The sequence below is a fragment of the Bradyrhizobium sp. S69 genome, from assembly GCF_009766005.1.
In the GTDB taxonomy this organism is placed as follows: Bacteria; Pseudomonadota; Alphaproteobacteria; order Rhizobiales; family Xanthobacteraceae; genus Bradyrhizobium.
Genome location: NZ_LMUK01000025.1, coordinates 155142 through 165614, shown reverse-complemented (window position 1 = coordinate 165614; position 10473 = coordinate 155142). Strand labels below are relative to the sequence as shown.

Below are 10473 nucleotides of genomic sequence, written 5' to 3'. Positions count from 1 at the left end.
GCCACGCACGCACAGCAATCGGGCTGTCAACGGCGGTAACGCCCCTGCGACCAAGCCGGTCCATGGGTAGACCGGCGACCGCGGCCCGAGCGCGCCCGCCTCGAGGTCGACGCCGCTGCGGGCGCCGACCGGTCAGCGTTATCCTACCATTTATAGGCGATACTGCCGGTGATACGCCGGCGATCGCCGTAGTAGCAGGCGGTCGCTGACGCGCAGCTCGCGACATAGATCTTGTCGGCGATGTTGGCGGCATTGACCGCAAACCGCCAGTTTTGCCATTCGTAGTGAATGGCGGCGTCGCCGAGTACGCGGGAGGGAACCAGCATCGTGTTGGCGGTATCGGCAAAGGACGAGCCGACGTAACGCACGCCACCGCCAAAGCCGAAGCCCGCGAGCGCGCCGGACTGGAACGTATAGTCGCCCCAGCCCGAGGCGAGCTGGCTCGGCGTATTGGTCGGCACGGTTCCGACCAGCGCGGGATTATCGTCCTTGCTGACGAAGATGTTGTAGCTGGTGTACGAGCTGACCACCTTGAGGCCCGGCGCAAGATTGGCAACCGCCTCGAGTTCGACACCGCGCGAGGTGACCTCGCCGTCCTGGGTTTGCAGGTTGGGAGGTACGCTGTTGGGATCGGTGGTCAGCACGTTGGTCCGTTTCAGGTTGAACCAAGCCGCGCTGAAGTGACCGTCAAATCCATTGGGCTGGTATTTAACGCCGACTTCGCTCTGCTCGCCGGTTTCCGGCAGCAACAACGCGCCTGACGAATTCAGTCCCACGATCGGATTATAACTGGTCGCATAAGAGACGTAGGGCGCCACGCCGGAGTCAAAATTGTAGATCAGTCCGGTACGGCCGCTGAACTTGCTGTCATCGCGCCCCAGCGGGAGCGCGCCGGGAAGCCGGCTGTCGTCGGTCAGGCTCACCCAATCGTTGCGGCCACTCAGCACCAGCGTGAAGCGACCGAGCTTGATCTGGTCCTGAAGATAGGTGCCGAGCTGGTTCTGGTTGAGTTCGGCATTCTGGTAGGGCGTGCCGGAGAACGCTGCGATCTGGGTGTAGACGGGATTGAGCGCATTGATCGAAGGCGTGCCGAAACTGAAGCCCTGATAGTCGCTGATGTCGTAATGCTTCAAGTCCAGGCCGAACAGCGCCTTGTGCTGCAGCAGGCCGGTATCGAAGCGATATTCCAGCTGATTATCGAGATCCGCCTGATTGGCGATATCGCGGGCCAGGAAACTGTACCGCGCGATGTCGCCCGTGGTCTGGTTGGTGTAGCCGTTGCCGATCAGCCCTGAATAGGTGACGTCGACATGGGCGAAACGCGCATTCTGGCGGAAAGTGAAATCATCGGACAGATTGCGCTCGAATTGATAGCCGAGCATTTCCTGCTCGCGCTTGAAGTTGTCGACGCTGGGGTCGCCGACGAACAAGCCGGTCGGGATGCGGCCGAACGGCGCCGCGGTGACGGTGCCGACATAGGGCAGGAAATTGATGCCCCGGGTCTGATTGAAAGACGCCGACGCCAGCACGGTGAAGCTGGTGTCGGCATCCGGCTTCCAGGTCACCGATGGCGCGACGAAATAGTTATTGTCCGGCGTGAAATCGACCTGGGTGCCGCCGTTCTGGACCTGGCCGACCAGCCGATAGAACAGCTTGCCCGTTTCGCTCGAGGTCGCGACCGGACCGCCGAAATCGAACCCGAGATAGGCGTTGCCGAAATTGTTGACGCCGGTTTCAATATAATGGATCGGCTCCGACGGCGGCATCTTGCTGACGGCGTTGACGATGCCGCTGGGGCTGCTGCCGCCATACAACACCGCGGACGGCCCGCGCAGAACTTCGACCCGCTCCAGATCGAACGGTTGCAGCTTCCAGCTCGCATAGGCGGTATAGAACAACTGCAAACCGTCGAGAAACGTGCTGTTGTCGTCGGACTTGAAGCCACGGATCAGGAACCAGTCGTTGCGCGTATCGGCGCCGAACGTTCCGGGCAAGACCCCCGCCGCATAACGCAGGATCTCGTCGAACTTGACAGGCTTTTGATCGCGGATCTGTTCACTGCCCACGACCGTAATGGATTGCGGCGTTTCGTTGATCGGCGTGTTGGTCTTGGTGCCCACCATGCTGCGGCCGGCAACATAGCCCCTGATAGCCCCGCGCGGATTTTCCTCAGCGGCCGTGGCGGCACGCGGTGGCGTCGGTTTTGGCTTCACCGCACTTTGTGTAACGCGCCGGGGGCGGCCTTGTGCCGCACCCCCTACGGTATGGCGCGACTTGGGTGCATCGACGGTCACGGCGGGAAGCGCCTGCCCCGCGCCTGAGTTCGCATTGAATTGCTGCGCCATCGATGGCGTGACGCAAAGCAGGCTTAGTCCCATAGCGCCGAGCGCGGACGCGCCCAGCCAACGATAACGATAATTCACCGCATCCCCCGATCGCAGCGCCATCGCGCGCTGCGCGACGGCATAAACAGAGACAATTCTGCGGCGGGGGTAAGCCAGCGCGGCGGCGGCTTCAAATAGAAGTTATCTTAGAAGATCTCTTAGAGAAGTTCTTAGAGCATTTCTTAAAACAGCTGTTATCGCGCATTGATCGCGCCGCAGCGTGCCTCGCCAGGACCTGCTTTTTGCTGCCGGGTCATTGCGCGCAGCGACGTCCCGCCCGCGATACCGACGCCGAGGACGTAGATCCATCCTTCGTGGAAATCGAACAGATGTGAGTTGAACAGTGAACTGACGACATTCTGTACGACAACGACAAGCCCGATCCAGCACGCCAGAGCGTTTTCGAGCCAACGGGTCGCGCGAATGCGCGCCCGATGACAGGCTCCGTGGGGCACCGGTTCGCGTGAAGAAAACGCGTCAAAACAAAAGACCAGAACCCCGTTCCGATTCCATCGGAACGGAAAAGGCTCTAGGCCCGCGCCGCGAAATAGCGCGAGATGATGCAGCCACATCGCGTACAATATAGCGACACCGAGAAGCCCCCATTGCACGGCGACGTTCAGGGTCTGATTGTGCGGATTGTCGATCACCTCCGCCGACAACCCGGTTTGTCCCACCGCGTCACGCTCGAATAATTGCCTGGTCGAGCCGGTGCCGTGACCGACAATCGGCGCGTTGGCAAAAAACCTGGCCGACTTGCCCCAGAAATCCAGCCGTTGCGCCGTCGAGCTCACCGCGTTGTTTCGGAAGTCCTGATATTCGACGGCGATGTTGCCGACCCGCTTGCGCAAATAGGGCGACGTCGACCAGACCAGCGTCATGGCGACCGCGGCTGCCGCGAACAGCGTGAGCGTCGCGCGCCGCTTGAGATGACGAGCGGCGAACAACGCCAGAACGACCGGGATGTAGATCAGCGCGGTCCGGGCCGAGGCCACGAACAGCATGTTGGCGAAAAACGCCAGCAGCAACCCCACGCAGCCGACTGCCGCGACCGGCTGTCGCCTGCGAAGACAGATCGAGGCCGGCAACATCAGCGCAAACGCACAAAGCGCGAACTCCTGGCTCTGGTCGATATAATTCTTGACGGGAACGCCAGCCGAAGCCGTCACCGTGATCTTGAACGCCGGCACGAACAGCACGATCCAGGACAGCATCATCAGCAGCGTGCAGGACACCAGGAACGCGATGAAAACCCAACTGACGCGCTGCGAGCGCTGAAAATGATAGAACAGAAAAGGGATCAACAGCAGCTTCGCAACCGGCTTGACGCCGCGCAGGCCATCCGACCAGCCGCCATCCGACCACAGCATGCCAACGAGGCCAAGCGCGAAGAACGCCAGCGGCAGCGCGCAGGCTGGATGCGCCAGCATGCGGCCGAACTCCTCCCAATCGACGGTCGGAACCAGCACGATCAGCCAGAGCACAATGAAAATCGCCGGAGCCGTGGTTGACCACGGCAATGAAGCGGCCGTCATCACGGTCAGGATATCGATGGCGCGGAGCTGGATCGAGGCATCGCGCCACACGCTGCCCCGGCGCTGCGGGCCAGCGGGCGCAGCATGGTCGCGCGATGCCAGGCTTTTGACGGTCATGATGATCGAGGCCCTCGGCTCGCCTGCCCTACTCGGCGGCCACGAGGCGTTGCTCGACGTCGAAGGGCGCAAGAAGATCGCGGGCCTGGGTCTGATGGCCGAAACGTTCGGCAAGCTCCCCGCGCCGCTCCAATATCTTGCGGCGCCATTCATCCTGGCTGGCCGTCACCCGCATCACCGACGCGCAGATCGACTCGGTCGAGAACGGATCGAAATAATCCGCAAGTTCGCCCGCGACCTCGCGAAACACCGGAATGTCCGAGCACAGCACCGGCGTATTGGCGGCCAGCGCCTCGATGATGGGAACGCCGAAGCCCTCGGCGAAACTGGGCATGATCAGGCCGTGCGCCTCGGCGATCAGGTTCGCCTTGTCATGTTCCTCGACATAACCGGCGAACTGCACATTTGGCGGCAGGTTGCGCATCAGGCTGGCGTTAGCGGCGTAGCCGATCACGACCAGATCGGCCTGCGGCATTTTCCGGAAGGCACGGATCGCCGCATTGAGATTCTTTCGCGGCTCCGCCGACACGATGATCACGAAGGTCGGCCGGCCGGAATGCGTCGCCGATTTTAGCACCGGCGTCGGCCGCATCGGCTCAAAGCGCGTGCGCGGATAGACCACGCGGGTCGGCAAATGCGCGAATTGCGGCAACAGCGCCCTGAACCGGCCCATGCTGTAATTCGAGACGAAGGCCAGTTCGTCGGCCTGACGCAGGCTGGTCAAAAGGCGATACAGGAACAGCCGCGTCGCGACGTCGCTCAGCTTGAGATCGGTAATCGGCAGCAGGTCGTGAACCACGCAGATGACTTTGGAGTTCGGGCCACGCTTGATCGCGACCCGGGTCGGCGTATCCACCAGAATGATGTCATAGTCGCGCGCGTCGACCAGCGGCGGCGGCAGCCGGGTCAATGCCGACATGTCCTGATAGCTGTAAAATCCGGACTCCAGGTGAAAGTTCTGGAACAGCTGGAGATGGCGCAGGTCGGTCGGAATGTAATCGAACCCCCCGAACTCGTTCTCGATCAGCCTGACGTGGAGCGGCAACAGGCCGATCGCCCGCAGCAGGCACGCCCCGAACTCCCAGGACGTACATGCCCGTATCCGTCCCTGGAACCAGTCGATCGCGCGCCGCAGCGCGCCGTGACGCTCCTGCGCGTTCATGTCGGTATCGTCCAGGAAGCGATAAAGCGCGAGCAGTTCGACCAGGCGGGAGTCCGCCGGGAACAACCGGCTACGCCGCTGCTGGCGCCGCAATTTGCGATAGCGGCGCGTGGTCTCGACCAGCAATGTCAGTTCATACCCGTCCGCGGCCAGCGAGCGGATCAGTTCGCGCGTGAAGTGAAAAATGCCACGTTTGTGGTTCGGTTCGCCGAGCGCTTCGCTGACGACAAGGATCTTTTTCATGCGCGCTGCTTTTCCATATCCTGATGATGCACGGGGTGGATACGAGGACGATCGGTACCCACGATGCGCCCTTGATCGAGGGCGACGATGCTGGTGCAGGTCCGGCGCAGCAGCGGTTGATCGTGCGATGCGATGATCACGATCGCGGCCATCGAAACCAGCTTGAGCAACCGCTGCTCGGCCTTCGCCGAGAATTTTTCGTCGACGACGCTGAGCCATTCGTCGAGCAGCAGGATATCCGCCGGGAAAGCCGTCGCCGTTGCGAACAGCACGCGCATCAGCATGCCGGAGGAGAACATCCGCAGCGGCAATTGCCGCATCCGTTCGTCGAGTTCGGTAAACGCCCAGATCTCGTCGACGATCGCAGCGGTCGGCTTTCGGCCGCCGATCCGCAGCAGCAGGCGGATATTGTCCGCCGCCGCGAAGTCCAGATTGGCGCCCGCGCTCAGGCCGAGCAGCGGCATGATGTTGCCGCTGCGTTCGAGGCGACCGCTGCTCGGCGGATAGACGCCGGCGATCAGCCGCAGCAAAGTGGACTTGCCGGAGCCGTTGGGACCAGCGAGACCGATCCGTGCGCCCGCGGCCACCTCGATCGAAATGTCGTCGAGCGCACGGATCGTTCGCATTTCGCTGCGTTCATTGATCAAGCGCCCGAGCAGACGGCGCTTCATCGAGAAATCGTAGGCGCCGTAGAGCGGATAATCGAGGCTGACGTGGCTGAGCGTGATGCTGACCATGGCTCAGATCCAGAACGCCGCTTTGCGCAGCCGCACGATGGTCACGGCGCTTGCAAGCCCCAGCGCCACGACGCAGGCCAGCGCGTACGTGATGCTCGCCATGCCGACATGAATGCCGGCCAACGGATCGCGCCACACCGCGAACAGATGCGTCAGCGGATTCAGCCGCATCACGGTTGAGTTCTGGTTGATCATCTCAGGCGTCCAGAGGATCGGCGAGGACAGGAAGGCGAGCGTCAATGTCGATTCGACGATCGGCTTGATGTCGCGGAATCGCGTCGCCAGCGCCCCGAGCACCAGGCTCAGCCCCAGCGCGCAGGTCACGAAAAGCAAAAGGCCCGGCAGCGCCGCCAGCGCGCTTGCGAAATCCGCGTGCACCAGAAACAGCCACAGCAGCAGCGGCACGCAGGCATTGTGGAGCGCAAACAGCGCTTGCCGGAACACGCATTGCAACAGGAAGACGACGGGCGGCAAGGCGCGGTCCTTGATCAGGCTGGCCGAGCCCTGAAGCGCCGTCGTCGCATCGAGAATGACGCTGTTGAGGAATGTCCAGGCCGTCAGGCTGAGCGCCAGCATCGGAAGCCGCGACATGATGCCGGCGTTGGACATATGGCCGATCACCGACCCCAACACCGCGACCATGATCGCCATCTGGATCGACATCCAGAACGGTCCAAGGATCGAGCGGACGTAGCGGTGGCGCATATCGGACCAGGCCAACGCCGCCGCGATCCGGACCGCGCCGAGCAACCCTGTGGTTTTGAATTCCGCGGCCTCGGCCGCGCGGCTCTCCGCCTTGCGCGCGATGGCCTGTCGGTAGATCGTCTCGATCCCCTGCTTGAAGGTGGCGGAGGAATATTCAGTCGTCGCGCGCTGCCGTGCGGCACGGCCCATGCGTTGGCGCCGCTCGGGATCGTCGATCAAGGTCTCGATCGCCTGCCCCAGTTGTTCAGGATCGCCCGGCGGCACCGTGATCGCCTCGATGCCGTGACGCGCGACATGCGGGACCGCGGTGTCGAGCGAGGTGTTGACGATCGGCAGGCCCGCCGCCATCGCTTCGAGCTGGACCAGCCCGAAGGTTTCCGCTGACGTCACCGACGGCATGACGAACACGTCCGCCATGTACATCAGCTTGACGATTTCGCTATCGGGAACCGAACCGTACAGGCGCACGCGATCCCTCACGCCAAGGCTTGAGATCAGTTGTTCGAGCCGCGCCCGTTCGCGGCCCTCGCCGACGATCCAGACGCTGAAGTGCCGATCGACGGCGGCCCGGATCAGCACATCAAACCCCTTGTAGGGAACGAGGCGGCCGCAAGCGAGCACCAGCCGCCCGCGACCGCGTCCCACCCTGATGTCGTGATGGCGCTTGGCCGGCAGGTCATATTTCGAGACGTCGATGCCAAAGGGAGCGACATGGCATTTTTCGGCGAACTCCTGCAGCAATGGGGTTTCGTCCAGGAGAACGCCATCGGACAGGATGATCGCTTCGGCACGCCGCAGCGTCCGCCGCATCAGCGGCTCCACAAGCCGCCTGAACCCGGCATGGCTGACGATGTCCGCGTGCCAGTGCACCACCAGGGGTCGCCCACGGCCGAATCCCAGGGCGAAAGCGATATCTGCCAACGGAAATGGCGCATGCAGCGCCAGCAGATCGTGCTTCGCCATCCGCCGCCACAGCCGCAACGGATAGGTCGGCGCAACGGGAAGCGACAGCACATCGCCGAACGAGCGCACGCGCTCGACCGGTACGCCGTCCACCACGACGCAGCGCCGGCCCCCCTGCTTCGAGCAGACCAGCACGCCGAAGCTGAACTTGTCCTTTAGCGCCGTGCAAATATCGCGGATCACCGAAAGCGTCCCGCCGAAAAGGTCGGGGTAATAAATCTTGAAGATGTGAAGCACCGAGAGGCGCCGGCCGGAGTCGTTGAGCGAGATCATGATGCGGCTCGCTCCGGTCAATTGATGAACAGCGCCGCGAAGAACGGCAGCGGCAATGTCGAGAAGAATGCGACGGCACGGATCAACGCCGGCAACATCGGCTCGACGGCCGCGCGTTTGCGCCGCGTGATGCCATTTCGCGCGAAGGCGAATGGTCCGGATTGGGGTTGCGGAAAGACGCGCATGGATCGGGTTCCTCGGTTGCGACACCTCCCAATACGTGGGAAAATTTCACACGTCAATAATCATTACAACAATGTGGGATTGTGTCCCACGCGGGACACGGCTACAATTTCGCCATGAATGCTGCTCGCCGAACGTCGAAGCCGGCTCCGCGTCCGTCGATCGAGCCGGATCGCCTGCGCGCGCCGCTGGCGCGGCTGCTGCGCCCGCTGGTCAAGCTATGTATCCGCGGCGGCATGACATTTCCGATGCTGGCGCAGCTGTTGCGCGAACTGTTCGTCAATGTCGCCGAGTATGATTTCGCGCTGGACGACAAGGAGCAGACCGACAGCCGAGTGAGCCTGCTCACCGGGATCCATCGCAAGGAAGTGGCCCGGCTGCGCGGCGCCGGAGCACCGGTCAATGAGACACCGGCGACGCTGTCGCGTACCAGCGCGATCATTGCCCGCTGGATCGCCGCGCCGGAATTCACCGACAAGCGCGGCGATCCGCTGCCGCTGCCGCGCACCGCGGACGGCGACGCGCCCTCTTTCGAGGCTTTGGTCGCCTCCGTCACCAAGGACGTGCGGCCGCGCGCGGTGCTCGATGAATGGCTCGACCGCAATCTGGTGACGGTCAATGGCGATCAGGAGATCGTGCTGGTGAATGCCGGGCTGGTTCCGCAGGGCGACGACGATCGCAAATGGCACTATCTCGGCCGCAATCTGCATGACCATGTCGCAGCCGCCGCGGAAAACGTTGCCACGTCCCCGCCCCCCTTCCTCGAGCGCGCGGTGCATTATGACGGCTTGTCGCACAAGCTGGCCAAACGGCTCGAAAGCCGCTCGCGCGAGCTCGCGATGGAGGCGCTGAAGACCGCCAACCGCGAAGCCAATCGCGCGGTGGCCAAGGACAAAGGTGGCAGCAGCCGTTGGAATTTCGGCGTCTATGTCTACAGCGAAAGCGAAGAGCCGGACAGCCCGCACGATGATGCGGACGAAAGCGGTCAACCATGACGAAGTGGCCGGTCATCTCGCGTCGGGTGCTGCTGGCCGGGCTTTGGCTCGCCGGGTCGTCCAGCGTCCGGGCGCAGAAAGTCCGCGGCGACGATCACGGCATCGGGGGTACCGGTGCGAGGATCGGCGATGACCACGGCATCGGCGGCACCGGCATCGTCGGTGTGATCCAACGTTTCGGCAGCATTTTCGTCAACGGCGAACGCATCAGTTACGCGCCGAACGTGCCGGTGCGGATCGATGGCGAACTCACCTCGCCGGGTGCGCTGCGGATCGGACATGTCGCGCGCGTTCTGGCGTTGCGCCAGGCCAACGGGACGCTGGCCACCAGCGGCATCGAAGCGGTCAGCGAGGTGATCGGGCCGGTCGAAGCGCTCGGCAACGGCGAAATGACCGTGCTGGGCCAAAAGGTGATCTGGGCCGGCCGCGAGAGCTGGCGTCGCCCCGGCAGCTATGTGGCCGTGTTCGGGCTGCGCCGCACCGACGGCGTGATCGTCGCGAGCCTCGTGCAGAAGCGCCGTGATACCGCGACGCGGGTCGCGGGATTGCTCGAACGCGATCGCGACGGAGCGCGGATCGGTGGCATGCGGCTGGCCGGCGTGGATCCAGCCTTGGTTGGGCATCGCGTTCAGGTCGAGGGTCAGGCCGCGCAAGGCGTGATGCGGGTTTCACACGCCAGGCTGGATGATTTTTCGGATTTGTCCGGAGCCAGTCACCTCTTGATCGAGGCCTATGTGCGACGCACCGGTGCCGGCTTGCAGCTCGGCTCGGGTTACGTCGCCCACGATACCTCGCGCTTCCAGCCGGCCAACGATGTGCGCGTGGTCGTCAATGCCGTGTTCGATGCCGCCAGCGGGCTGCGGGTTGAATCCATTCAATCCGTCGACAAGTTTCCGGGCGCGACGTTGCAAGGACCAGGTCATCCCGGCCAAGGTCCGGGTCAAGGTCCGGGTCAAGGTTCGGGCCCGGGCCAAGGCGGCCCCGGCGGCTCGACCGTGCCCGGCGGTCAACCGAACGCGCCGGGTGGTCCCGGCCCTGGTGGCGGTAGCGTCCCCGGCGATTCCATCGCGCCCGGCGGCTTCGGATCTCCAGCCGGTCCGCCCGGATTAGGCGGCGGGCCTGGGCCCGGAGGCGGCGGCTTCGGGGGTGGACCCGGCGGCGGCGGCCGGCACTAGA

Annotated in this window: 8 protein-coding genes; 2 read left to right on the top strand and 6 right to left on the bottom strand. The window is 63.6% G+C overall.

What is annotated here, in order from left to right:
* Positions 1-143: 143 nt before the first annotated feature.
* From GSQ88_RS10130 to GSQ88_RS10100, 6 genes are all read right to left on the bottom strand, one after another.
* The gene (locus tag GSQ88_RS10130; RefSeq protein ID WP_502706714.1) at positions 144-2447 is read right to left on the bottom strand and encodes a TonB-dependent siderophore receptor; all 2304 of its coding nucleotides are present in this window, start codon (positions 2445-2447) and stop codon (positions 144-146) included.
* Positions 2448-2578: 131 nt separating this feature from the next.
* Entirely contained in the window at positions 2579-4036 is a 1458-nt protein-coding gene (locus GSQ88_RS10120) for an O-antigen ligase family protein (protein WP_246735193.1), read from the bottom strand.
* Positions 4037-4064: 28 nt separating this feature from the next.
* Positions 4065-5441 (bottom strand): glycosyltransferase family 4 protein, encoded by a 1377-nt coding sequence (locus tag GSQ88_RS10115; protein ID WP_159007586.1) that lies wholly within the window; start codon positions 5439-5441, stop codon positions 4065-4067.
* Positions 5438-6178, bottom strand: coding sequence for an ABC transporter ATP-binding protein (locus GSQ88_RS10110; protein ID WP_159007585.1), 741 nt, complete (start codon positions 6176-6178; stop codon positions 5438-5440). The genes GSQ88_RS10115 and GSQ88_RS10110 overlap by 4 nt, the downstream gene beginning before the upstream one ends.
* 3 nt (positions 6179-6181) lie before the next feature.
* On the bottom strand, positions 6182-8119 hold the full coding sequence (locus tag GSQ88_RS10105) for a glycosyltransferase (RefSeq protein ID WP_159007584.1): 1938 nt from the start codon (positions 8117-8119) through the stop codon (positions 6182-6184).
* Between the two features lie 17 nt (positions 8120-8136).
* Positions 8137-8304: a hypothetical protein gene (locus GSQ88_RS10100; protein WP_159007583.1), complete on the bottom strand. Its 168-nt coding sequence runs from the start codon at positions 8302-8304 to the stop codon at positions 8137-8139.
* A gap of 114 nt (positions 8305-8418) precedes the next feature.
* Between GSQ88_RS10100 and GSQ88_RS10095 the strand changes: the two genes are divergently transcribed.
* Entirely contained in the window at positions 8419-9297 is an 879-nt protein-coding gene (locus GSQ88_RS10095) for a DUF6502 family protein (protein WP_159007582.1), read from the top strand.
* The gene (locus GSQ88_RS10090; protein ID WP_159007581.1) at positions 9294-10472 is read left to right on the top strand and encodes a DUF5666 domain-containing protein; all 1179 of its coding nucleotides are present in this window, start codon (positions 9294-9296) and stop codon (positions 10470-10472) included. Before GSQ88_RS10095 ends, GSQ88_RS10090 begins: the two co-directional genes overlap by 4 nt.
* The last annotated feature ends 1 nt before the right edge of the window (position 10473 follow it).

Excerpts from the sequence above, each read along its gene's own strand:
- GSQ88_RS10130 (WP_502706714.1), bottom strand. The coding sequence starts at position 2,447 with ATGGCGCTGCGATCGGGGGATGCGGTGAATTATCGTTATCGTTGGCTG.
- GSQ88_RS10120 (WP_246735193.1), bottom strand. The coding sequence starts at position 4,036 with ATGACCGTCAAAAGCCTGGCATCGCGCGACCATGCTGCGCCCGCTGGC.
- GSQ88_RS10115 (WP_159007586.1), bottom strand. The coding sequence starts at position 5,441 with ATGAAAAAGATCCTTGTCGTCAGCGAAGCGCTCGGCGAACCGAACCAC.
- GSQ88_RS10110 (WP_159007585.1), bottom strand. The coding sequence starts at position 6,178 with ATGGTCAGCATCACGCTCAGCCACGTCAGCCTCGATTATCCGCTCTAC.
- GSQ88_RS10105 (WP_159007584.1), bottom strand. The coding sequence starts at position 8,119 with ATGATCTCGCTCAACGACTCCGGCCGGCGCCTCTCGGTGCTTCACATC.
- GSQ88_RS10100 (WP_159007583.1), bottom strand. The coding sequence starts at position 8,304 with ATGCGCGTCTTTCCGCAACCCCAATCCGGACCATTCGCCTTCGCGCGA.
- GSQ88_RS10095 (WP_159007582.1), top strand. The coding sequence starts at position 8,419 with ATGAATGCTGCTCGCCGAACGTCGAAGCCGGCTCCGCGTCCGTCGATC.
- GSQ88_RS10090 (WP_159007581.1), top strand. The coding sequence starts at position 9,294 with ATGACGAAGTGGCCGGTCATCTCGCGTCGGGTGCTGCTGGCCGGGCTT.